This window comes from Pseudomonas sp. 10S4 (genome assembly GCF_034344865.1).
Lineage (GTDB): Bacteria > Pseudomonadota > Gammaproteobacteria > Pseudomonadales > Pseudomonadaceae > Aquipseudomonas.
The window spans coordinates 6,119,245-6,142,972 of the sequence record NZ_CP133774.1; the positions used below are offsets into that span (position 1 = coordinate 6,119,245).

At 56.8% G+C, this 23,728-nt stretch carries 13 protein-coding genes and 6 pseudogenes; 9 read left to right on the plus strand and 10 right to left on the minus strand.

Annotation, left to right across the window (positions count from 1 at the left end; genetic code table 11):
* The first annotated feature begins 64 nt into the window (after window positions 1–64).
* Window positions 65–685, plus strand: a complete 621-nt coding sequence (locus tag RHM58_RS28520) for a tyrosine-type recombinase/integrase (RefSeq protein ID WP_322268851.1) — start codon at window positions 65–67, stop codon at window positions 683–685.
* A 387-nt stretch (window positions 686–1,072) separates the two neighbouring features.
* Here the strand turns inward: RHM58_RS28520 and RHM58_RS28525 are convergent, their stop codons facing one another.
* From RHM58_RS28525 to RHM58_RS28535, 3 genes are all read right to left on the minus strand, one after another.
* Complete coding sequence (locus RHM58_RS28525) at window positions 1,073–2,101, minus strand: alpha/beta hydrolase family protein (protein WP_322268852.1); 1,029 nt, start codon at window positions 2,099–2,101, stop codon at window positions 1,073–1,075.
* 649 nt (window positions 2,102–2,750) lie between these two features.
* Complete coding sequence (locus RHM58_RS28530; protein ID WP_201257092.1) at window positions 2,751–3,320, minus strand: DJ-1/PfpI family protein; 570 nt, start codon at window positions 3,318–3,320, stop codon at window positions 2,751–2,753.
* Between the two features lie 138 nt (window positions 3,321–3,458).
* On the minus strand, window positions 3,459–4,022 hold the full coding sequence (locus tag RHM58_RS28535; RefSeq protein WP_322268853.1) for a TetR/AcrR family transcriptional regulator: 564 nt from the start codon (window positions 4,020–4,022) through the stop codon (window positions 3,459–3,461).
* 115 nt (window positions 4,023–4,137) lie between these two features.
* Here RHM58_RS28535 and RHM58_RS28540 point away from each other — a divergent pair, with 115 nt between their 5' ends.
* The 6 genes and pseudogenes from RHM58_RS28540 to RHM58_RS28570 all read left to right on the plus strand — a co-directional run bounded on the left by RHM58_RS28540 (window position 4,138) and on the right by RHM58_RS28570 (window position 14,191).
* On the plus strand, window positions 4,138–4,785 hold the full coding sequence (locus tag RHM58_RS28540; protein WP_242486401.1) for a glutathione S-transferase family protein: 648 nt from the start codon (window positions 4,138–4,140) through the stop codon (window positions 4,783–4,785).
* Window positions 4,786–5,550: 765 nt separating this feature from the next.
* Window positions 5,551–6,066 carry an Hcp family type VI secretion system effector gene (locus RHM58_RS28545; RefSeq protein ID WP_054051032.1) on the plus strand — a complete coding sequence of 172 codons (516 nt, stop codon included), beginning with the start codon at window positions 5,551–5,553 and terminating at the stop codon, window positions 6,064–6,066.
* Between the two features lie 131 nt (window positions 6,067–6,197).
* Window positions 6,198–8,239: pseudogene (tssI, locus tag RHM58_RS28550) on the plus strand (type VI secretion system tip protein TssI/VgrG).
* Window positions 8,184–8,968: pseudogene (locus RHM58_RS28555) on the plus strand (DUF4123 domain-containing protein). Before tssI ends, RHM58_RS28555 begins: the two co-directional pseudogenes overlap by 56 nt.
* A pseudogene (locus RHM58_RS28565) lies at window positions 8,965–13,778 on the plus strand (RHS repeat-associated core domain-containing protein). The pseudogenes RHM58_RS28555 and RHM58_RS28565 overlap by 4 nt, the downstream one beginning before the upstream one ends.
* Window positions 13,775–14,191 carry a hypothetical protein gene (locus RHM58_RS28570; protein ID WP_201257082.1) on the plus strand — a complete coding sequence of 139 codons (417 nt, stop codon included), beginning with the start codon at window positions 13,775–13,777 and terminating at the stop codon, window positions 14,189–14,191. Before RHM58_RS28565 ends, RHM58_RS28570 begins: the two are co-directional and overlap by 4 nt.
* A 29-nt stretch (window positions 14,192–14,220) precedes the next feature.
* Here the strand turns inward: RHM58_RS28570 and RHM58_RS28575 are convergent.
* A pseudogene (locus RHM58_RS28575) lies at window positions 14,221–14,691 on the minus strand (transposase); the annotation flags it as partial.
* 187 nt (window positions 14,692–14,878) lie between these two features.
* Window positions 14,879–15,235, minus strand: a complete 357-nt coding sequence (locus tag RHM58_RS28580) for a VOC family protein (protein ID WP_201257080.1) — start codon at window positions 15,233–15,235, stop codon at window positions 14,879–14,881.
* Window positions 15,236–15,537: 302 nt separating this feature from the next.
* Here RHM58_RS28580 and RHM58_RS28585 point away from each other — a divergent pair, with 302 nt between their 5' ends.
* Window positions 15,538–16,080: a demethoxyubiquinone hydroxylase family protein gene (locus RHM58_RS28585; protein ID WP_322268856.1), complete on the plus strand. Its 543-nt coding sequence runs from the start codon at window positions 15,538–15,540 to the stop codon at window positions 16,078–16,080.
* A gap of 558 nt (window positions 16,081–16,638) precedes the next feature.
* Window positions 16,639–18,452, plus strand: a pseudogene (locus RHM58_RS28590) (monovalent cation:proton antiporter-2 (CPA2) family protein).
* Window positions 18,453–18,591: 139 nt separating this feature from the next.
* Here RHM58_RS28590 and hcnC read toward each other — a convergent pair.
* The 5 genes and pseudogenes from hcnC to RHM58_RS28615 all read right to left on the minus strand — a co-directional run bounded on the left by hcnC (window position 18,592) and on the right by RHM58_RS28615 (window position 23,586).
* Window positions 18,592–19,850 (minus strand): annotated as a pseudogene (gene hcnC, locus RHM58_RS28595) (cyanide-forming glycine dehydrogenase subunit HcnC).
* Window positions 19,843–21,252 carry a cyanide-forming glycine dehydrogenase subunit HcnB gene (gene hcnB / locus RHM58_RS28600; protein ID WP_201257074.1) on the minus strand — a complete coding sequence of 470 codons (1,410 nt, stop codon included), beginning with the start codon at window positions 21,250–21,252 and terminating at the stop codon, window positions 19,843–19,845. Before hcnB ends, hcnC begins: the two are co-directional and overlap by 8 nt.
* Window positions 21,249–21,563, minus strand: a complete 315-nt coding sequence (locus RHM58_RS28605) for a (2Fe-2S)-binding protein (protein ID WP_201257075.1) — start codon at window positions 21,561–21,563, stop codon at window positions 21,249–21,251. Before RHM58_RS28605 ends, hcnB begins: the two co-directional genes overlap by 4 nt.
* Window positions 21,564–21,770: 207 nt before the next feature.
* The gene (locus RHM58_RS28610; protein WP_322268857.1) at window positions 21,771–22,346 is read right to left on the minus strand and encodes a hypothetical protein; all 576 of its coding nucleotides are present in this window, start codon (window positions 22,344–22,346) and stop codon (window positions 21,771–21,773) included.
* Between the two features lie 298 nt (window positions 22,347–22,644).
* Complete coding sequence (locus RHM58_RS28615) at window positions 22,645–23,586, minus strand: hypothetical protein (RefSeq protein ID WP_201204483.1); 942 nt, start codon at window positions 23,584–23,586, stop codon at window positions 22,645–22,647.
* Window positions 23,587–23,728 lie beyond the last annotated feature (142 nt).

The window sequence follows — 23,728 nt, forward strand, 5'->3', positions numbered from 1 at the left end:
AATAGCGACCACCACTCATTGTGACTGATCCACCCTTGTCCTCCCTGAACGTGGAGGACAAGCCATGAACACTATTGCTACATACAGCCATCAGCCTTGGAACAAGGGAAAGATTTTCGGGCAGAAAGCCCCGCTCCGAGTCAGAGATATCTGGGCAATCCGAGTAAGACTCCAGCTTGCTGAGAAGACACGAGATTTGGCGCTTTTCAACTTGGCCATCGACAGCAAGCTACGTGCTTGTGACTTAACCAAGCTGCGAGTACGAGACATAGCTCATGGGGAGCGCGTGTCGTCACGGGCCATCGTGATGCAGCAGAAAACTCAACACCCAGTGCAATTTGAAATTACTGAGCAAACCCGAACTGTTGTGGAGGCTTGGATGCATCAGGCCCACCTCCGCAGTGAGGACTTCTTGTTTCCTACCCGGTTGCACGACTCAGAACATCTCTCCACCAGACAGTACGCTCGGATAGTCAACGCGTGGGTAACAGCCATTGGCCTTGACGCAACGATGTGCGGTACTCATACGCTACGGAGAACCAAAGCATCGCTGATTTATCGGAGGACGAAGAACCTGAGAGCTGTTCAACTCCTGCTTGGTCATACGAAGCTTGAAAGCACCGTCAGATACCTGGGAATCGAGGTCGATGATGCCTTGAAAATGGCGGAACAGACGGAAGTTTAACCACCCGTTGCGACGGTCGATGCTAGACCGTCGCGATCCGACCCAGGCTGTGTGAAAACGCTTGCATCGTTTTGAAGTCTGCGTTGCTACGTAAAATCTCTCGGCGTTTGGATACTCAGCAGACCTAAGATTTACGTAGTAACGCGATTTTCGTTGCGCTTTTGACCATGGAATACTTTCTAAAACGTTTTCACACAGCCTGGACCCATTGCTGACGCTCGCAAGGGGCTGCATTCGGCCAGAAGCTGTGGCTCGAAGGTGTCTACGAACCCAGAGGCGATTCACCTCGCTCATGACCTGGCGCCGAAAGGGGGCCGGGTCACTAGGTCTTGCGGGGGAAGATTTATACGATGCGTGTTCTATAGCGCCCTTTCTTTTGAGCGTGAACTACTTCGCCAGAAACTCCGTGATCAAGCCTATCACCTGCTGCTGAATCACCTCCCGTGGCCGAGCCCCTTCGCCATCCCGGCAAATCATGCCATCACCCGGCGAACCCTCTTCAATCAACGCAATCGCCCCCGGTTTGCATATCGGCATAAAGCTGAAGTGGTTGGCGTCGCTGATATCCACGTATGTCGTCGACGCTTTGGACAACCGCTTGGCCAAGTCGGCGGACTCCAATTCGGCAGGCATATCCTCCGATAGCACGCCGCCGGCAATAACCAGCACCGGCACGGGCAGTTTGGCCAAGCTGGCATCGGTGAAGCCGCGTGAAAGGCCCAAGTCCAATGACACAATGGCGGTGACGCGCTTGTCGCTCAAGTCTGCGGCCAGATGGCTCTTCAAGGCGGGAGTACCGGCAGGGTTCATCTCATGATAGGCGATGCAAGCCGCCAACTTCGGGTGTGCGTTGCAGTCCCTGCTGAACAGGTCGGGGTCGAAGCGGGCGCCGGCGATTTCCAGCGCGGTCCAGCCGCCGAGGGAATGGCCGATTACGGCGATCCGGTTGTTCTCGACCGCGCCAAATTGCTTCGGTTGAGCCAGCACCGCATCGATCGCGCGGCTCAGGTCAGCAGGGCGTTTCCATAACTGTGCGGCGGCTTGCGGGTTGCGGTCTTTGGTGGTGGTACCCGGGTGGTTGACCGCCGCCACGATGTAACCTTTGTGCGCCAATGCACCGGCCAACCAGACCTGTTTTCCCCAATTGCCGCCGTAACCGTGGGAGAGCACGACCAATGGGTGCGCGCCAGCAGCTGGCGGTGCATCGGGCACGCCGAGGGCACCGATGAAGACCACGGTGTCAGCGATCAGTTCGGGTTTGGCGGCGGTTGTGGCGGGATACCAAACCACCAGTTCCAGTGGGTTGTTATTTTGTGCATCGTGAAGGGTGGCGGTGCGGAAACCGACGGGGCTTTCTTCAGCGAGTGCAGGGGTGGCCAGGCACAGCAGAAGCAGGGCGGTGAGGGCGTTTTTCACTGCTGTTATCGTCCTTGATTTTTTTGTCGGCGCATCATGCCCTGAAATCTGAGGCACGCACATCCCCTTGCGCACGAAAAGTAGCTGCTGCGAATAGGTGGAATTGACTGCTGGTTGAAAACTGTGATGTCGTTCAAGCAGCTTTAAATGTTGGATATGAAAGTGCCAATCAGTTGGGCCGAGAATATAAACGGCTGTTTGGCGAGCCGCCGCGAAAGAATTTGGTGAGTATCAAGGCGGGCACGCAGCAAAGGCAATCTTGAACGGCTCCGGAAACTGTGGGGCTCAACCTTGGTATTGGCCTACACGTCCCTATAACTACACCGGTATCCGCTGAGGTGACCTACCATGACCAACCCAGCCGAAACCGCGATCTTCGCCGGCGGCTGCTTCTGGCCGTTTTTTGCCTGTCGTGACCGGCTCAAAACGGCCGAGGTTGTGTAAAAACGTTTTAGAGCAGGTTTGACGGTCAAAACCAGAACGAAAATCGCGTTCCTACGCAAATTTCAGGTCTTCCGACTAGCCAAGCGCTGGCAGATTTTACGTAGCAACGCGGACTTCAAAACGGCGCATGCGTTTTTACACACTCTGGGCCATGAGCGGCCTCTCGAACACATCACCTGATCGGCTGTTTTGTAGGACCACGCAGTCACCGATGTTCCGCTGCCAACATTGACCTGAACTGAGAAGTGATCTCTGAAGATAGCCCGGCACCTTCAAACACTGCGCAGGTGAAGCTAACGGGTGCAGGGCCTGGAGCAGTTATGATGCGGTCTGCAACCACAGCCACTGGACTGCTTCGATAAAGCGTGCGCCCCTCATAACCTACGGCATTCTGTTGTAAGAAGTCAGCGCTGTTCGAGGTATGAGGAACCGTGTCGAGAAGCCCGGCCCTCGCAAGTGCCAGAGTTCCCCCACAGATACCGGCAATTGTCGCTCCACTTGAACGACTAGCATGAAGAAATTCTCGAATATCCGGTGCTTCTGCGCGTTCCCAGACCATTCCTCCAATGACGACAACAACGTCCGGTTTCCAGTCCAGACATTGTTGCAAACTGCTATCGACAGTTACAGCCAATCCACCCTGCGAGCGGAACTGCCCCGCAGCAGAAGCGAAAAACCTGACGTCGATCCCGTAAAACGGAGTCGCAGTTCCAGCAATGAAAGAATATTCCCAGTCCGCAAAACCGGGTGTCAGTATCAATCCCACGCGTGCCATCAGTCAGAATCCTCCATGAATGCCAATAACATATGGCGACAACAAACATACATCAGGGGCTGCTTTGGGTCGATTTTTGCCTATGACGTGGGGAAGCGTGCGACCCAATGCGGCCGTTTCGTTGCTTACTAAGGCATGTCATAGCTCAACGAGCTGCAAACATCCCTGTTGACAGGCTGTGAGAATTTCTTGCGCCAATTGGTCATCGGCCACAGCTCGAGCTAGTGCCAAGCCCCCAATCATCCCTACGGCAATTTGCAGAGCATGCTGGCGTGTATCCGTCTCTGTCGTCGATTTCAGTCCGGACTCTAGACGTGTGATGAAAGCTGCGAGCACTTGGGTGTAGCTCTCCTGGATGGCTCCGTCCTGCTGAGCAGCATCATTGACCATGAAGGCTAACGGACAGTGCATGCGGCTTGCATCCCGATGGTCCATGCGGAGATAGTCTTTCACCACCTGCTGCAAACCGTCTTTACCAGCCTCTTCCAGTATCGCCCCCCGCGTTCGCGGCATTTCTAATAGCTTCGGTGTAAAGCTCCGTTTTGGATGCGAAGTGACTATAGAAGGCCCCCGGGTCAATCCCGCACTCTCCATAATTGAGTCGATACTGACTTTTTCGAAACCTTCCAGTGCGAAGAGGCGCGATGCGCTATCCAGAATCATCTGTCGAGTGGTTGCGCGCTGTGTAGCAGGCCAGGGCATACGGCTTCTCCTCAGTAAAGCGTGAGATGGAGTATGACAAAACGGGACTTTATGTTCTTGAACATAAAGTCATACCGACCAGAATTGCCGACTCTTCCCCCTCAAGGAGCTACACATGAGATTGCACATACTGGGACCTGGATTTAGTACCTTCGTACGTAGTGTCAGACTTTACTGCGAAGAGAAAGCGCTCGATTACACACACGGGATGCACGTGGATGGTAAAACGATCACGCTCCACAACCCTGAACACAAGGCACTGCATCCTTTTGGCAAGGTCCCGGTATTGCTGCATGGAGAGCGGAGCGTAATCGAAACAACCACCATTTGCCGCTACCTAGATGAAGCCTTTGCGCGCACTTCTCTAAGACCCGCAGACTTGGCCCAGAGGGTAAAGGTCGATCAGTGGTCCGCTGCCTTGGCGACGTATGCCGATGATCGACTGATACGTCGTTATCTTTTATTGCTGGTTTCACCTGCGCAACCGTCACGCCCTATCGATAGAGAAGCTGTGGCTACCGCCGAGCCAATGGCTACCCAAACACTTGGGCTGCTGGAGACGCATTTGGGCGGGCAGCAATTTTTCTGCGGGGCGGACTACAGCATGGCGGACGCCATCCTGACGCCTATGCTCGATTATTTGGAACGTGTGCCCGAAAGTGCGCAATGGCTGAAAAAAACATCAAATCTTCGTGACTATCTTTTTCGCATGCGATTGCGCCAGTCAGGGCGCAACGTGTTGACCGAGCCGAACTTTAGTTAATGCGGAAAATGCTGGGCTTATCGTTCACACAAGGGCCGCTTTTGGCCCAGAGTGTGTAAAAACGCTTCGCCAAAATTGAAGTGTGCGCGTCTACGTTAAATCTGAAATTTATCGGCACGTCAGCAGATGTGGATTTCGCGTAGGAGCGCGATTTTCAGTCCGGTTTTGAGTACCTGTCGCGCTCAAAAACGTTTTTACACAGCCTCGGCCGAATGCTGCCCTTGACGACAGGCAAGAATCGGCCAAAAGCGGTCGGTCAGCCCCTACTTTTTAGGGGATGGTTAAATTTCCAGCCAGAATCGAATATCAGCGACCAGTTGCTTAAAACTACTGGCGCTTTTTCGGGAGACGCATTTGGTATCGCAATACTATTACGTATAAGAAGTTGCGCCTGACTCGGTAAAAACAGCTGCCGACTTCGCTCAATTCGTCGAGCAAATCGGCGCCAGCCATCTGAATGATGGCGCATGGCCTTGATGCGCAAGAAGTTGCGCACTTTTTTCGAAACCCCCTCCAATATCGCTAAGCGCCAAGCCCGCCGTGGCCTCCAGCCGAGTGCGCAAGAAGTTGCGCAGTACTGCGCAACTTCTTGCGCACTTTGTGGGGTGTTTTCCCTTGAAAATCACTCAAGCAATTGAAAAACCTCGGCCATCCCCCGGTTTACTTGGTCCTCAACATTTCTGGCACGAACCTTGATAACAGTCAGGCACCCACCGGGCGATTTCGCCTCCCGGGCACCCTAAATTTTTAGCAAGGAGCACATCCATGGCTACACCAGCGTACATGTCCGTTACTGGCGAAAAACAAGGTCTGATCACTGCCGGCGCCTTCACCGCCGACTCGGTTGGCAACACCTACCAGGAAGGTCACGAAGACCAAGTCATGGTTCAGGCTTTCAGCCACGACGTGATCATCCCGCGTGACCCGCAATCCGGCCAACCAACCGGTCAGCGCGTTCACAAGCCAGTTGTGATCACCAAGGTCTACGACAAGGCTTCGCCACTGCTGCAAGCGGCTCTGACCTCCGGCGAGCGCATGAGCGAAATCGTTATCCAGTGGTACCGCACTTCGGCCCAAGGGACCCAAGAGCACTACTACACCACCAAACTGGAAGACGCGATCATCGTCGCCATCAACAACAAAATGCACAACTGCCAGGATCCGTCGAACTCCCACTTCACGCACCTGGAAGAAGTGCAATTCACCTACCGCAAAATCACCTGGACCCACGAAGTATCCGGTACTTCGGGTTCCGATGACTGGCGTCAGCCAGTCGCTTAATCGCGGCTGACCGCTTCACGCATCGGCCAGCTCTGCTGGTCGATGTTGTTTACGCTCCCCAGAATTTCGCGTCCGTTGACCTGGTTTTCGGGTGTCGACGAACGCAGTAAGCACTGCACAAGGAACAAGGGATGTTCGCGCCGGCCAATCAGACTCACTTTGCCCTGACTATCGAAGGTCTGGATAACGATCTCCAGGTGCTTGCCCTGCAAGGTCGGGAAGCCATCAGCCAGCCTTTTGTGTTTGAGGTGGATCTGGTCAGTGAACAGCCGTCCCTGGACCTCGAAACGCTGCTGCACAAACCGGCCTTTTTGCAGCTCTCGCCTGACGGCAGCGGCATTCATGGCCAGATCTATCGCGCCGCCCAGGGTGATTCCGGCAAACGCCTGACCCGCTACGCGGTGACCCTGCGTCCGCAACTGTCCTACCTGGCGCACCGCATCAACCAACGCATCTTCCAGAACCTCACCGTACCGAAAATCGTCGGCATGGTCCTCGAAGAGCACGGCATTCAAAGCAACGCCTACGAATTCAAAGTCGGGGCGATTTATCCCGAGCGCATCTACTGCGTTCAATACGATGAATCGGACCTGCAGTTCATCCAGCGCCTGTGCGAGGAAGAAGGTATTCACTACCACTTCCAGCACAGCGCCACGGCCCACAAACTGGTGTTCGGCGATGACCAGACGGTGTTCCCGAAACTCGCGCCAGTGGCCTACCAGCAAGACTCCGGCATGGTCGCGACTAACCCGGTGATCAAGCGCTTCGACCTGCGCCTGGAAACCCGCACCAGCCGCACCACCCGCCGCGACTACGACTTCGAAAAACCGCGCCTGACCCTCGAAGCGGAAAACCGTGGCGACGCCCTGCCCGACCTCGAAGACTACGACTACCCCGGTCGCTTCATCGACCGCGAGCGCGGCAAGCACCTGGCCAAACGCGCCCTCGAACGTCACCGCAGCGACTTCCAGCTCGCCGAAGGCAGAAGCGATCAGCCGATCCTGGTCAGCGGCCACTTCCTGGCCCTGACCGAGCACCCGAAAGCCAAATGGAACGACCTGTGGCTGCTGACCGAAATCCTCCACGAAGGCAAACAGCCGCAAGTGCTGGAAGAGTCGGTCACCAGCAATACCACGGCGTTGAAGGACGACTTCCATCAAGGCTATCGCAATCGTTTCCAGGCGACCCCGTGGGACGTGCCGAACCGCCCGCCGCTGAACCACCCAAAACCACGGATCCTCGGCAGCCAAAGCGCCGTCGTCACCGGGCCCAAAGGTGAAGAGATCCACTGCGACCAGTACGGCCGCGTCAAAGTGCAATTTCACTGGGACCGCGAAGGCCAGGCCGACGACAAGACCAGTTGCTGGCTGCGCGTCTCCTCCGCCTGGGCCGGCGCCCACTACGGCGGCATCGCCATCCCGCGGATCGGCATGGAAGTGCTGGTTTCGTTTTTGGAAGGCGACCCCGACCAGCCGCTGATCAGCGGCTGCCTGTACCACAAGGAAAACGTCGTCCCCTACGACCTGCCGGCGAACAAAACCCGCAGCACTTTCAAAACCCTGAGCTCCCCGGTGGTGGCGGCTACAACGAACTGCGCATCGAGGATAAGAAAGGGCAGGAACAGATCTTCCTGCACGCCCAGCGCGACTGGGACGAAAACGTCGAGCACGACCAGAAAATCCGCGTCGGCAACGAACGCCACGACACTGTCGAGCAAAACAGCTACAGCGAATTCAAGGCCGAAGAACACCACACCGTCTACGCCGACCGCAAAGTCGAAACCCGCGCCAACGACCACCTCACCGTGGGCGTTAACCAACACATCAAGGTGGGTACCGGGCAATTCATTGAAGCGGGGCAAGAAATCCACCTGAGCAGCGGCATGAAAGTGGTGCTCGAAGCCGGCAGCGAACTGACCCTGATCGGTGGCGGGAGCTTCATCAAGATCGACGGCAGCGGCGTCACGCTGAGCGGGCCGGTGATCAACATGAACTCCGGTGGCAGTCCTGGTAACGGAACGGGCGCGGCACCGCTGATGCCGGGGGCATTGAAACAGGCCGATGCGGATAAGGCGGGCGCGGTACTGACCCCGGCGCAGATCAATACGCTGAAACGCAATGCGCCGTTCTGTGAAGAGTGTGAAAAATGCAAGGCAGGTGCTTGTGCGATCTGATCTTTTGACTCCGCAGGCGTGGTTGGCTGAGCGGCCGTTGCAGGTGGGTGAGCGGTTGTATTTGATCGTTAGTGCGGCCAGTGATGCCGAAGCGCTCAAAGCTTTCTACCAGCAAGACATGGCTCCAGAACTGACCCCCATCTGGAGCGGCACGCCTTACGCCGATTGGCAGCCCGTTATGCCCTACCTCGCCGAATTGAAACCCAACGCCGGTTTTCTTCAGTGGATTGCCGAAACCGACGCCCAGGATTGGGGTTGGTTGGCGGTGTCCTCCAGCACCCAGGACGTCGTGTTTGAACATCTTCGCAGTTTGACTCAGGTGTTCATGCCTGACGGAACCGAGGTGTTTTTCGGTTCTGGGATGGGCGGCACATCTTCCCGATTCTTGAAGGGCTGGGTGCAGGAGCTGGTGAGGTTTTGCCAGTGTTCGACCGCTACCTGATCAATGGCCAGAAACTGGAGGTGGGGCCAAGGGGAGTGCCACCGGCCAAGGCTTGGCCGTGGTGGGAGGTGCCGCAGAAGTTAGTCGACACACTGGCAGAGAAAGACCACACCACCGTCGTCGACAACTTGATGCAGTGGTTGGGAGAGGATTGCCCGGAACTCTTCTTCGCCTTCCCCGAAAGTAACCTGCGCCACAAGGTCGAGCGCTTCGTGCGCCAACAATCCAATACAGAAGATATGGCAGAGCGTCTTGCTGCTGAGCTGACAAAGGAAGTCACGTCATGATTGATCCCATCGGTAATTTGGTTATTCGAGTTCTCGACGCCAAGACCCCAGACGTGAATGTCATTCTCAAGGACTTCAATAATTGCCTAACCGAATACAAGACCTGGGCCGACGGCTTCTGGACTGGCTGGGCAATGGATGTAGATCAGAAGTTCAAGGTGGGCAACGAAGTCAGCGTTACTGAGCGCAAGACCAAGACAGGGCCGGTTGAAACCTTTGCCACCTGCCCGTTGATGGGTGATTTCACACTGATCCATATGTTTGAGAGCGCTCGGTACGTGCCCATCGGCAATACACCGGTCAAGCTCGAACCCGTCAAAAAAGCGATGTTCGGCGGATACGACGTGGTCGGCCCGGTGATTCCTGCGAATATCGGCCCGAGCGGCATTGAAGTTATCAAGGGCTGCAAGCCGGGTCAGATGTACCGCATCACTTTTTTCCCTAATGTTTCTGAAAGCAACGTCAAAGCGCTGTACGACTCATACCAGGGTGTCATCGGCAATCTTGACGGCTGGTTGAAAAGCGAATGGTCGAGTAAGTTCCAGCCGCAGTGGGCGAGCTACTCGGCGACTGACCGGGCGGGTCGCTCGCTCATATTGATGCAGTCTGCACTCGATAGTCTTGAGAAGGCGCTTCTGGGTCTGTGGGATGACATCAAAAGCCTGTTCGAACTATTAGCCGACCCCTTTAAAAATGTGAAAAAACTTCTTCAGTACCTGAGTGAAGAAGAAATCGAGAAACTCTATTCAGCATCGAAAGAAGCGATTGCCACCGGACTGCTGATTCTCAGCGACGAACCGCTGATGTTCATCTACCTCTCAGCCATTATCGCGTGGGTTGGCATGCTGCCGCCGCAAGTCTGTGTGGAAGTAATTACGGCCATCGGCGCTTCCTTTCTGATCAACGTGGTGCTGGGGATCTGCCTATCGGGCGGTCTCGGGCTGGCGATTCGTGTTGGTACAAAAACCTTGGCCAAGGTCCAATCTGGCACAGCGGTAAAAATGCTAGAGGAGCTCGCGGAAAAACTCTTGGCCGCGAGTAAGGGACACGCCTTGAAGGCTCACGGCGAAACCGTGAAACCACTGTTGGCCAGTGCGCAAGGCGTACCGATGGATGCCGCCAAAAAGGCTGCATTGAAAATCGAGCAAGCCACCGCAGCAACAGCAAAAGGTCCTTTGCCAATCACCAACGACACACCTGCCTTGCTGGAAAAAAACGCCTCCGCATTTGCTCGAAAAAAGCAGAAAAGCAATTCGTCCTGGAGCCAAAGGAAAAGGTCAGCGATGCTCCGGCCCAGTCAAAAACGCCCGACAAAAAAAGCGCAACCAGTGCCGAGAAAACCAGCACCAACAATTGCCCGGTTTCCATGGTTACCGGTGAAGAGCTACTGACGCTGACCGATGGTCAGCTCGATGGACTGCTACCTTTCGAGTGGACTCGCCTTTACCGCACCAGCGCCGCGGAAATTGATTGCGGCCTTGGTTACGGCTGGAGCCATGCACTTGCCCAGCGGGTGGACGTCAAAGATGAAGAGGTGGTCTGGACCGACCACGAAAACCGTATCACCACGTTCCCGTTACCGAGTGTGCAGCGTCCGGCGATCACCAACAGCCTGTCGGAAGCAGCGATTTTCCTTGGTGATGATCCCTCAGAACTGATCCTCACCCAAGCCGGAGAACGTACCCAGTTCTACCACTTTCGTTACAACAACAAGGGCGCCACGCTGATCGCCATCAGCGACAACTACGGCAATCGCCTGCACATCACCCGTGACATTCACGGGCGAATCAAACGCGTCGATAACGGCGCCGGTCGTGCCCTTCTCGTGCGATACGATCGCAAGCACATCGTCGGCATCGACTACCAGCAGTTCATCCCGGCCGACAATCTCGAAGACGCCTGGAGCACCATCCAGACCCTGGTCACCTACAGCTACGACACCCAACACCGCCTGATCGAAGCCAAAAACGCCGCCGGCGAAGCCGAGCGTTATGCCTACAACGACCAGAACGTCATTCTTGAGCGGCAACTCGCCGGCGGCGCCAGTTTCTATTGGGAATGGGAAAAAGAAGGTAAATCGGCGCGATGCATCCATCACTGGGCAAGCTTCTCGCAGATGGACGCGCATTACGCCTGGGATGATAAAGGCAGTGTCACGGTTACCAATGCTGACGGCAGCGAAGAGGTCTACACCCACGACGATAAGGCTCGACTGGTCGCCAAGGTTGATCCGGACGGTGCGGAGCACCTCAAGGCCTACGACGACAAAGGCCGCCTGATCGCCGAAAAAGATCCACTCGGCGCCGTCACCGAATACCAATACAACGAAGCAGGCCGACTGATCGCGGTCATTCCACCCGAAGACACCCCGACCTCTTATGAGTATTACCACGGCTACGTCCGGGTGGTGAATCGTGGCCCGTCGAAGTGGATATATTGGCGCAACGACCAAGGCGAAATCACTGAACAAATCGACCCTGATGGTAATTCAACCCACTACAACTATGACCGCCAGGGCCGTCTTCTAGAAATCCGTCATCCGGATGGCAGTCGTCATCAACTGGGCTGGAACAATCTCGGGCAACTGCTTGAAGAGCAACTGCCGGACGGTGGTCAGCGCAAGTACCGCTACGACGCGTTGGGTCGGCAGATCACCCGTCAGGACGAAAGCGGCGCAATCACCCAATACCAATGGGATGCTGCTAACCGCCTGGCGCAAATCACCCTGCCCGGTGGCGCTACGCGCGCGTTCACTTACAACCCATACGGCCGCGTCACCGCCGAGCGCGATGAGTTGGGCCGAGTCACCCGCTACGAATATGCCGACAACCTGCACTTGGTCAGCCGTCGTATCAATCCGGATGGCAGCCAACTGCGCTATCGCTACGACAACGCACGTCTGCTGCTCAGCGAGATCGAAAACGAACGTGGCGAGCACTACCACCTCGATTACTACCCGAACGGACTCATCCAGCAGGAAACCGGTTTCGATGGTCGTCGTACCGCGTACGAATACGATCTTAACGGTCAATTGCTAAAGAAAACCGAGTTCGGCGATGACGGCAGTGAGCTGATTACCGAGTACCAGCGCGATGCCGCTGGCCGCCTGCTGGTGAAAACCCTGGCCGATGACGAGGAAATTCACTATAGCTACGACGCCCTTGGCCGCCTTGTAAACGTCGACGACGGCCACTGGCCACTCGCTTACGAATACGACCTGCAAGACCGCCTGATCACCGAGCACCAAGGTTGGGGAACCCTGCGTTACGAGTACGACACCGTAGGCCAACTGAAACACTGCCGCCTCCCAGACGGCAGCAAGCTTGATTATCGCCACCAACAAGGCGGTCAACTGAGCAGCATCGACCTCAACGGTTCGCGCCTGACCACTCACCAGTTCAGCGCAGGTCGCGAACAGCAGCGTCAACAGGGTCTGTTGCTCAGCCAATACCAATACGATGAACAAGGCCGCCTGCAAGCTCACAGCGTTAGCCAGCAGGACCGCAACCTGTTCCAGCGTCGCTACGCTTACGATGCAAACGGCAACCTCGCCGGCATCGATGACAGCCGGAAAGGCAATCGTAGTTATCACTACGACCCGCTCGACCGTTTGATCAACGTTCGAGGCGCCACCCCGGAAAGCTTTGCCCACGACCCGGCGGGCAACCTTCTAGGTCAAGGTAACCAACCCACCGCGAACTTGGCCAATGTCAAAGGCAACCGTTTGCTGATGCAGGGCGATCGACATTACGACTACGACGCCTTTGGCAATTTGAGCCGTGAGCGCCGCGGAACAGGACAAAAGCTCGTCACCGAATACAGTTACGACTGCCAGCATCGATTGGTCGGCGTTAGCCTTCCTGGCGGCAGCGTTGCAAGCTACAAATACGATGCCTTCGGTCGCCGTATAGCCAAAACCGTCGACGGCCAAACCACAGAGTTCCTGTGGCAAGGCGAACGCCTCATTGCCGAAAGCGCCAACAATCGCTATCGCAGCTACATCTACGAGCCGGGCAGCTTCCGACCGTTGGCAATGCTCGATGGCGAAGGCCCGCTCAAAGCTGAGCCGTTCTACTACCAACTTGACCACCTTGGCACTCCTCAGGAACTCACCGACTACAGCGGCGAGATCATGTGGTCGGCGAAATACCGTGCCTATGGCAACCTCGCCACTCTTGATGTGGCTCAAATCGATAACCCGCTGCGCTTCCAGGGTCAATACTTCGATGCTGAGACGGGCTTACATTACAACCGGCATCGCTACTACAATCCGGGCACTGGACGGTATCTGACGCCGGACCCGATCAAGCTTGCGGGTGGGTTGAACAACTATCAATACGTACCTAACCCTACGGGGTGGGTGGATCCGTTGGGGCTGAGCTGCGAACCTTGCGACGGTCCTGACGAGAAACAATCAAACCAGTCTCGGGAAACAACATACGAGAGTCTTCCTCGCCTCCCAAGCACTCCAGAGGAAGGATATCTGTACCGCGGCGTTCATAAGGGGCATCCTGCGGAAACTGACGCATTTTCCGGAAAGGTAACTCCCGGAAAGATTGATGGCGTAGTAAACCCTGATGATCACAATTATGGAGGACACTCAGGAGACAGCCCCTATACTTCATGGACAAGATCACCTGATATCGCTAGGCAGTTTGCGAAAGAGGACGGCCTTATTCTGAGAGTCAAAATCGGTGCCCCAAAGGAAGGGGATAAGTGGTCATGGCAGTTTTCCGAAGACCGTTGGGGAGAGCAAGAAGTCCTCATGAAAGGTCCTCGCAATGGAGATATCGAGGTATTTAAACCATGAATATATTAGATTTTTTACAGCAGAGTTTTCATCTCACAGATAACGGGATGAAATCTGCCCAACTGATTGAAAAATTAACTGAAGAAAGTTTCACTTACAAAAACGATTACATTATAAAAAAATCTAGCAATGCGTACAAAGAAGAGCTCACCATTCAAAAAGAAATTGCAAACAGTACTTCATCAGCAATGCCTGGACTTGAAGAGCTGATAAACGCACTTTCATGCATGGCACCTGACGCAATCATATCTATGCGTTTCATTGACGGCCCCAACTGGGACGGTCGTATTTTTTATGACGAAAAAAACACACTTACTGGTGTAATAATTGGAAAAAAGAAAAATAGGGATTGGAAAACACCTCCAAACTGGGACGGCTCAGAAGAAATGTTAAAAACATACAACACCAAATGAGTACACGGGGCAATGAGTCTGGGTGTCGGTACCGCGTCTGTGATGCGACCGTGATTTTCTTTCTTCTGAGTGTGATGGCGCGAGCGACGCATGGCTCGCGTCTGCCGTAAATGCTCAAGCAACTCCTTCTTCAGAGCCCCGCGGGCCTGTATGAAGAGGGTGCGATAGATCGTCTCGTGTGACACCTGATAACTCGTATCGTCCGGGTAGGTTCGCTTCAGCCAGCCGGCAATTTGCTCCGGTGACCACTGCAATTGAAGCTTGTCTGCAACAACTTGCGCCACCGCTCGGTTCTCAACAAGCTTGCAGACCTTAGGTCGATGGGCGCGATCCCAGGCAGCCTGATCAGCTTGATTAGTTCGGTAACACCCTTCGATCTCATGGCTAATGGTAGAGGCTGCTCGCCCTAGCAGCATTGCTATGGAACGGATCGAGTTACCTGCCACCATTGCACGCGAAATCTCCTCGCGCTCAGCCAACGTTAGCGCCAATCTGGACCTGTGGAGTACATCTCCAGCCCATTGTGAGCGACAGAGAACGACCCAAAGCAGCCCTTCATGAAGGGCAGAGTTCGGCCAAGAGCCGACATTACAAAACAACAGTGATCCTTGGCTGTTTCTGTAATGTCGGAGACATTGCTGCCGCCCTAAAGCGTTGCAGCCGTAACGTTGAGGGCTCGCCTCGATATCAAGGAGAGGTCGACCACACGGCTAGCTCATAGCCATCAGGGTCGATGAAGTGGAAACGGCGACCACCCGGAAACGAAAAAACTTCACGACTAATGGTCGCACCCGCTGATTTGATCCTTAGCTGGGTTTGCTCAAGATCATCCGCATATAGGATGATCAAAGGCCCACCCGTTCGCACTGACTCTCCTGTAGTGAATCCACCACTCATGCGTCCGTCGCTGAACTCGGTATAAGTCGGGCCGTAGTCAACGAAACTCCAGCCGAATATGCTTCCGTAGAAGGTCTTGCTTCGATCGATGTCAACGACATTGAACTCAATGTTGTCGATCTGACGGTCTTTTCCTTGCATGCCCATTGACGCTTCCTTGGTTGATTGGGAGGAAGCGAGTTTAGGACATTTGGCCATTCCAGCGTTGAGGCAGATGTCTATTGCCGTCGCTACATCATGAGTGACCGCCATGGGTCGACTGCTGTCCTTTGTGACAGGCAGAGAACGCCCAAAGCGGTCTGTCAGCTGCTTAAAGATCGGCCAAATCGACGATGGTGAGGGACCGCCCTGTGAACTCACTTGCTTATCTGCTTGGCGTTACAGCACGATGCTGGCTCAAGAGCAAGGACAGGCCCGATGACCAAGCCCCTCGAACAAGAAATCTCAATGTGAATTCACCAGACTATACGGCTAAGGGCGAAGACCTCGGCAACCGCATGATGAAGGTCGACCATGCGGGCGAGCATGGTGCGATCTGTATCTACAGCGGACAGTTGTTTATGGCCCGGCTTTTCGTCCCGGGCATGGTGGATGAACTTAAGGAGTTCCTCTCCCACGAGCGCCGCCATCGGACGGTTTTTCAGGAGGAGCTGCAACGTCGCAATTATCCCCGCTGCCGTAGTTATTGGTTGTGTGGCATCGGCGGTCTGGCGTTGGGTCTGGTTACTGGCATCTGTGGCCGCAAAGCAATTGTCGCCACTACCGTCGCGGTTGAAAGTGTGGTGCTTAAGCACCTGGCTCATCAACTTGATGTGCTGGGCAATATCGATCTCCACGCGGTGGCGGCCATTACTTCGATTGTGGAGGAGGAGCAGCACCATCATGACCACTCAGCAGTGCAGATTGATGTGCGCGATCCCTGGTTTAGGGTACTGACACCGATGGTGACTGCATGGACTGAAGCGGTAATCTGGATGGGTATGCGATCTTAGAAAGCAGGTGTAATTATCCCGTTTCACTGCCGCAATCTTTTAGACAAATGACTGACCGCTTCTGGCCGGTTTCTGACTGCCACGACCCAAAAGCCGTGATCCGGAGGCTTCCTGGAAACCCGGGGCGATTCAAACACAACATTTAAGACTTTTGAACAAAAGGCACCAAAAACGCTCACTCAATACAAAATCGAGTGAAATTGATCGATAGCGGCGACTTCCAAGCCGCCATCGCGAGCAGGCTCACTCCCACAGGTTTCCCTGCCGACCACGAAATTTGTGTACTACCGAGATCCAATGTGGGAGCGGGCTTGCTCGCGAAGGCGATGTGTCAGTCGACATCTATGTTGGATGTAATGGCCTCTTCGCGAGCAAGCCCGCTCCCACAGGGGTCTCTGCCGACTACAAAATATGTGAACACCCAAGATCCAATGTGGGAGCGAGCCTGCTCGCGAAGGCGGTACATCAGGCACCATCATCGCAACGGCATAGCTGACGCACGCCGCCCCAGCCTTTATCCTTGCTTCCCCCGCCGTACCGAGTCTATGGAGTTTCGCCATGCCCCATGAAGGCAACCTGTTGCAAGCCGCTGTCGTGTTTTTGTTCGCGGCGGTGCTCACCGTGCCGTTGGCCAAACGTCTGCAATTAGGCGCTGTGCTGGGTTATCTGTTTGCCGGGGTGATCATCGGGCCGTCGGTGCTGGGCTTGATCGGCAACCCGCAAAGCGTCAGCCATATCTCCGAACTTGGGGTGGTGTTGCTGCTGTTTATCATTGGCCTGGAGCTGTCGCCGCGACGTTTGTGGGTGATGCGTAAATCGGTGTTTGGGGTCGGTCTGGCGCAGGTGCTGCTGACCGGTTCGGTGATTGGTGTGCTGGCGTTGTTCGTGTTCGGCCAGTCGCTGAACAGCGCGATGGTGTTGGGCCTGGGTCTGGCGTTGTCGTCCACCGCGTTCGGCCTGCAAAGCCTGGCCGAGCGCAAGGAACTGACCAGCCCCCACGGGCGGCTGGCGTTTGCAATTCTGCTGTTCCAGGACATCGCCGCGATCCCGTTGATCGCCATGGTGCCGTTGCTGGCCGGCGGTGATCACACCACCAGTGCCGCTGAAGATCTGAATCACGGTTTGCGGGTGCTGGGCAGTATCGCGGTGGTGGTGATCGGCGGGCGTTACCTGCTGCGGCCGGTGTTCCGGGTGGTGGCCAAGACAGGTCTGCCGGAAGTGTCCACCGCCACGGCGTTGCTGGTGGTGATCGGCACGGCGTGGTTGATGGACTTGGTCGGCGTCTCGATGGCGCTGGGCGCGTTCCTTGCCGGTTTGCTGCTGGCGGACTCCGAATACCGTCACGAACTGGAAGCGCAGATCGAACCGTTCAAAGGTTTGCTGCTGGGGTTGTTCTTCATCAGCGTCGGCATGGGCGCCAACCTGAGTCTGCTGTTGAGCGCGCCGATCACGGTGCTGGGGCTGACTTTGTTGCTGATCGCGATCAAGCTGCCGCTGCTGTTTGTCGTTGGTCGCCTCGCCGGTGGATTGGGCAGGGTCAGTGCGATTCGTCTCGGCATCGTGCTCGCGGCCGGTGGTGAATTTGCGTTTGTGGTGTTCAAGATCGGTCGCGACCAAGGCTTGTTCGAGCCGCGCCTGTACGACTTGCTGGTGCTGACAATCACCCTGTCCATGGCAGTGACGCCGCTGCTGTTGCTGCTCTGCGCGCGGCTGTATTCGCCCAAGGTGCAACCGGTGGTGGTGCCAGAGAAATTCCGCGAAATCGACACCGATGCGCCACGTGTGGTGATCGCCGGCATGGGCCGGATGGGCCAGATCGTTGCACGGATTTTGCGCGCGCAGAACATCAAGTTCGTGGCGCTGGATACATCGGTGGAAACCATCGAACTGTCCCGCAGTTTCGGCGGCGTGCCGGTGTTCTCGGCGACCCGATGCGCCCGGAAATTCTCAGCGCGGCCAAGGTTGAGCAGGCGGAATATTTCATCATCGCCACCGATGATCCGGACACCAACATCAAGACTGCGGAGGTGGTGCACCGTTTGTATCCGCACATCAAAATCATCGCCCGGGCGCGTAACCGTCAGCACGTTCACCGCTTGGTCGACCTGGGTGCCGAGGCGATTCGGGAAACCTACTATTCCAGCCTGGAAATGAGCCGGCGGACGCTGGTTGGCCTCGGGCTGACCCAGGCACAGGCCGATGCGCGGATCAAACGCTTCAAGCATCACGATGAACAGGTGCTCGAGGCGCAGCATGCGGTTTATGACGATGCGGCGAAGGTCTTGCAGACGGCGCAGGAAGCCCGGGCGGAATTGGCCAAGTTATTTGAATCGGATCAGTTGGAAGAGGAAGAGAAATCGGGCAAGGCTTGAGTCCTTGCGCGACCGTTGGACCGTCTTCGCGAGCAGGCTCGCTCCCACAGGGGATCTGTGGTGGACACAGAATATGTGTACGACACAGATCTAATGTGGGAGCGAGCCTGCTCGCGAAGAACGATGACGCGGTATCAGATCAGGCCAACTCCAGCGCCTTCACCTCAACCGCAGCCTTCACCTCAAACCGGTCCGCCAGGAACGGCGTGATGTCCAGCGGCAACGGCTCGTCGTTCACCAGTTTATCCAGCAGCACCCCGGTAATCGCCGACGTCAGGATGCCAGTGCGGAAATGCCCACAAGCATTGAGATACCCTTGCACCCCTTTCATCGGCCCAAGAATCGGCAGTTCATCCGGTGACCCCGGTCGCAACCCGGCCCAGGTACGCTTGAGATTCACGTCCGCCAACTCCGGAATGCAGCGCACGGCGCCTTGCACCAATCCAGCAATCTCCGGGTAGGTGGTGGTGACGTCGAAGCCTTTGTCCTCGGTGGTGCTGCCGATCAGGATCTCGCCGTTGTCCTTCTGCGCCACGTAGCAATCGCTGGTGGTCAGGCAGCCACGCAGGATCTTCGGCATGCGCTCGGTCAGCAGGATCTGGCCCTTCACCGGGCTCACCGGAATGCGAATGCCGGTAGCCTGTTCACTAAAGTCTGCAGCCCAGGCGCCCGCCGCGTTGATCAGGGTGTTGCAATGAAACACCCCGGCCTCGGCGGTTTGCACGCCGGTGACTCGCGAGCCGTGGTGCAACACGCCGGTGACGTTGGTGTTGAAGTACATGTCCACGCCGTTCTGCCGCGCGCCTTCGGTATAGGCGTCGGCCAGGCGGAACGGGCTGACCTGATGGTCGCAGAGAAACTCCAGCGCCCCCTCGCCTCATGGCTGACGGCGGGTTCGGCTTCGCGCAGTGCGGCTTGATCGAGCCAGCGCACCTGATCCGCCAGGTGCGGAATGCAGGCGACGATGTGCTCGGCGTAGAGCCGGTCTTCATCGTCGTAGATCACGAACTTCAGCCCGGTCTTCTCGAACTTGAAGTCCATGCCGTGGTTGTCCTGCAATTCTTTGTGCAGCGCCGGGTACATGGCGTTGGACTGCAAGGCGAAATCGAAGAACGACTGCGGCAGGATGTGCGGCGTGCTGGAGTCGACCACCACGGCTGAACCGTGGGCTTCACGCTTGCGGTTGGCTGACATCATCCGAAAGAAGATCACCCCGCAGCCCAGCCCGACTGATTCACCGATGGCCCACAAACCGCCGGCCGATGCCCGGGTCGCGTTGCCCGGTCGCTTGAAGTCGATCAACGCGACCTTAAGGTCTTTGCGCTTGGACAGTTGATAGGCGCAGGACGCCCCGATCACGCCGCCGCCGGCAATGACCACGTCATAGAACTTACTCATGGCTGGCGGCCTCCGTGGCGGCGTTGTGAAAGGCTGAAAACGGAATCGGGTCGATCGGAAAGCGCGGTCGCAGCCAGCCCACGTCCTGGCGCCCGGTGGCTTCGCGCAGCCTGTCGCTGCAATAGCCGACGCACATCCGCCCCTGACAGTCGCCCATGCTGACGCGGGTGCGCATTTTCAGGCTGGCCATGTCTTGCACGCCCTGGTCCAGTGCCCGGTCAATGTCGGCGCGGGTGGCGTGCTCGCAGCGGCAGATCACGGTGTCCGCGGCCGGCAATGCGGTCTGCCCGGCGCCGCGCCCGGTGTAGCGGTCAACCGCCGCACGGAAACGCACAATCGCCTTGAGCTTCGACAGGAAGCGGTCACGCCTGACCAGCGCCAGCTCCGTGTCCAGAACATCCCGTTGCAGCAACATCGATAGCGCCGCGATCCGCCCTGCCAGCATCGCCGCTTCACCGCCGCGAATCCCGCCCATGTCGCCGGCCAGGTGCACGTGCGGTTCATTGCTTTGCTGCCAGATATTGGCGTTGGCACGCAGGTAGCCGTCGTCGCTGAAGCCGTGGTTCAGGCCCATTTGCTGACTGAGCTGAGTACGAGGAATGAAGCCGTAACCGACCGCCAGGGTCTGGGCGGTGATCTGTTCGGCGCGGCTCAGGTCCGGCACCCAAGTGCGCGAATACGGCGCTACGGTGACAGATTGCAACTCGCCATCGCCCTGGGCCTCGACCACGCCCCAGCCGTAATGCATGGGGATGCCGTGCATTTTCATGAACGCCAACATGCTCAGGCCATCGAGAAACAGCTGTGGCTTGTTCAGCAGCGCCAGGCTTTCCCGGGCGATTTTGCCGAACGCGCACGCTTCATACACCCCGGCGACCGTCACCCCGGACGCGTGCAACTGACACGCCACCAATGGCAGCAACGGCCCGGTGCCGGTGATGACCACCGGCCCTTGAGGCTTGACCACGCCGCTCTTGATTTGCAGCTGCAACCCGCCGAGCAGGATCACACCGGGCAAGGTCCAGCCAGGAAACGGCACGCTGCGCTCGTGGCAACCGGCAGCCAGCAGCAATTGCGGGTAGGCGATTTCGTGCAGGTGCTCATCGGCGTCCAGTACCACCAATGCGCGAGTGCCCTCGGCACCGACCACGCGATGGTTCAAGCGCACGTCGATCAACCCCGACTGTTCCTCAAACTCGCCGTGCAATCGGCTGAGGATTTCGGAATAACGCGGCCCCAGATAGTCGAGCTGAACGCCATCGCGCAGCGGCCCGCGATAGACCACACCGCCGAGTCGCGAGGCTTCTTCCAGCAAGATGCTACGCACGCCATGCCGGGCCAGTTCAATGGCCGCGGCCATGCCCGCCGGGCCGCCGCCGACGATCACCGGATGCAGGCTCATAACGCCTCCTGCTCGGCGATGCGATTGACCTGGGTTTCGACGGTCATGCCGTCACGCGCGACGGTCTGGCAGGCGCGGCGCTTGTGCCGGCCATTGATTTTCACCAGGCAGCATTGGCACACGCCCATGCCGCAATAGGCGCCGCTGATTTGATCGTGATCGTTGCGAGCCACCTGGCGCAGACCAAGGGATTGAATGACCGTGAGGACGGTTTCGCCGATGGCGGCGCTAACCGCTTGGCCGTTGATGTGCAAAGTCATATCCGCCCTTACCAGCGGCTGGATATCGAAGGTTCTGTCTAAGCGTTGCATTGCGATGTTCTTCCGTGAAAGGTTCAGGTGGGTTTGTCAGCTCCATGCTGCACTACACCTTGCTGGCCAACTGATACGCAAAAAACGAGGAGGTCTGCACTGATACTTCGTCAGCAGCAATAGCTGCGCACCGAAGCACTGTAGTTGATGCCGCAGCGAGGGCTTGATTCATTTACGTTAAGCGATATTTCAGTTCGAAATATTGATCTACGCCAGTGAAACCCGCCCCGCGCTGGCCCGGCCGTCAGTTGGAAAACACGTACTGCCCCTTGATTTTTTCGGACCGATAAAAGCCAGGTCCGGGAACAGCAGCGTCTTGAGCCAGGCGACATAAAACACGATGCCCAGGGTGATGGCGGCCCCAATCAGCGTCGAAATCGGGTCCTCGGTAATGCCTTTGAACATCTGCGCAGACTGGCTAAGGGAAAGGATCACGTAGATGGTGAAGTACTGCGCCCGATTCTTGTAAAAGCCGTACGCGAACCACAACGGAATGAGTGCCGCGAACAAGGTGAAAAACACCGTCGCCTTCGGCCCGATCATCGAGCCCAGGAAGAACCCTGCGACGGCACCGAGCACCGCTTGTGCGATAGTCAATCCGAGCAGGATTTTAACCTTGCCCTCATGCTGTTCCCGTCGTGCCGGGTCCGGATGTGTACCAATCCAGTAAGCCAGCACCTTGTCCTTGATCGCACCGCCGGAGAACGCCTTGAACGTCTCGGTTTTGGAGCGTCCGGCATCGAGCATCGCCACGATTTGCCGTTTGATTTCCTTCTTGTCCAACCTGATTCTCCTTGATGTACACAAATTAAATGTGGGAGCGGGCTTGCTCGCGAAAGCGGTGTATCAGTCAACATCAATGCTGAATGTCATACCGCTTTCGCGAGCAAGCCCGCTCCCACAGTGATAAATCGCGTTACATATTGCCCTAGAAAGCAAAACGCCGCTTCTACCATAGGCAGAAGCGGCAGAGGCACGTGCCTCAGAGGGATCAGTGCATGAACAGGGCAATCAGGATGATGATCGGGATTGGCACGCCGAGAAAGAACAGAAGTAGTGAGCGCATGATGATTCTCCTGGGTTAGCGAACAGGTGGCAGCGAGGTGGTGGTGACGTAGGCATCGGACTCCAGATACACCACGGCATCCCGACGACGACCGCCGAAGGTAGCGGCAAGGCTGGCGAAAAACGCACCGGCCAGCAGCGCGACGAACATCCACAACGCGGTCCAGGCAGCGACTTTGGCGGCGGTGTCGGCAGCCTGTTTAGCGGCGAGTTTTTCGTCATCCACGGCTTTGTGAGCCTTGGCGAAGACTTCGTCTACACGGCGTTCGGCGTCGGCCTGGGTCAGGTTGGTGCGCTGGGCGACCAGTTGCGCGAGGTAGGTCCGGTCTTCGGCAGCCAGTTGGCCGTCGTTGCCCAAGGTGCGCACGAAGATCCGGGTAACGGTGCCACGGGCAGCGTCATCACCGACGGCGGCCGGGCGATCATCGCGGAACAGGCTGTCGACAAAATAACCGTACGGGTCACTGTTGGTGTTGCTGGCAGCGGTGCCCGCTGCTTGCGTCATCGCACTGGCGGCGCCGCCGGCGAAACTCGCCCCGGCCTGCATACCACCGCTGACGATACTGCTGACCGAGCCGACCACCAGGGTCGCCGTCACCAGCGTCGCCACGCACCAGGCCAGGAAGCCATGGGCGGTGTCGCGGAAATAGACTTCATCGCCATGCATATTGGCCCACTTCACCCGTAGGCGACCGGCAATGTAACCGCCGAGCCCGGAGGCAACGATTTGTGTGAAGGCCAGCCAAACGATCGTTGAAATGCCCAGGCCCTTGGCGCTGACGCCCTCGTTGGCCCATGGTGAGACAGCCGAAAAGCCCAGGCCGAAGCCGAGCAACACCAGAATCAACGACAACGCCGCTGCCGCAGCAGCCCCGGCGAAGATCGCGCCCCAGGACACGCCCGAGAGCGTGCTTGATTCATCTGCGGCAGGATAAAAACCCTCAGAAGATCTATTCATTATTGTTCTGCTCCAGGCATGAAAGTCGGTGTTACAACTCGTCAAAAAATGAATTGCAGGCACCGTGCCAGTCGCCAACTTTAAATAAATCTTTAATTTTCAATAGATTAAAAAAATCCGGATTTCTGGACCATGCATTTTG

Coding starts and splice junctions, on each gene's coding strand:
- RHM58_RS28520 (WP_322268851.1), top strand. CDS start 65: ATGAACACTATTGCTACATACAGCCATCAGCCTTGGAACAAGGGAAAG.
- RHM58_RS28530 (WP_201257092.1), bottom strand. CDS start 3,320: ATGGCACGCGTGGGATTGATACTGACACCCGGTTTTGCGGACTGGGAA.
- RHM58_RS28535 (WP_322268853.1), bottom strand. CDS start 4,022: ATGCCCTGGCCTGCTACACAGCGCGCAACCACTCGACAGATGATTCTG.
- RHM58_RS28540 (WP_242486401.1), top strand. CDS start 4,138: ATGAGATTGCACATACTGGGACCTGGATTTAGTACCTTCGTACGTAGT.
- RHM58_RS28545 (WP_054051032.1), top strand. CDS start 5,551: ATGGCTACACCAGCGTACATGTCCGTTACTGGCGAAAAACAAGGTCTG.
- RHM58_RS28570 (WP_201257082.1), top strand. CDS start 13,775: ATGAATATATTAGATTTTTTACAGCAGAGTTTTCATCTCACAGATAAC.
- RHM58_RS28580 (WP_201257080.1), bottom strand. CDS start 15,235: ATGGGCATGCAAGGAAAAGACCGTCAGATCGACAACATTGAGTTCAAT.
- hcnB (WP_201257074.1), bottom strand. CDS start 21,252: ATGAGCCTGCATCCGGTGATCGTCGGCGGCGGCCCGGCGGGCATGGCC.
- RHM58_RS28605 (WP_201257075.1), bottom strand. CDS start 21,563: ATGCAACGCTTAGACAGAACCTTCGATATCCAGCCGCTGGTAAGGGCG.
- RHM58_RS28615 (WP_201204483.1), bottom strand. CDS start 23,586: ATGAATAGATCTTCTGAGGGTTTTTATCCTGCCGCAGATGAATCAAGC.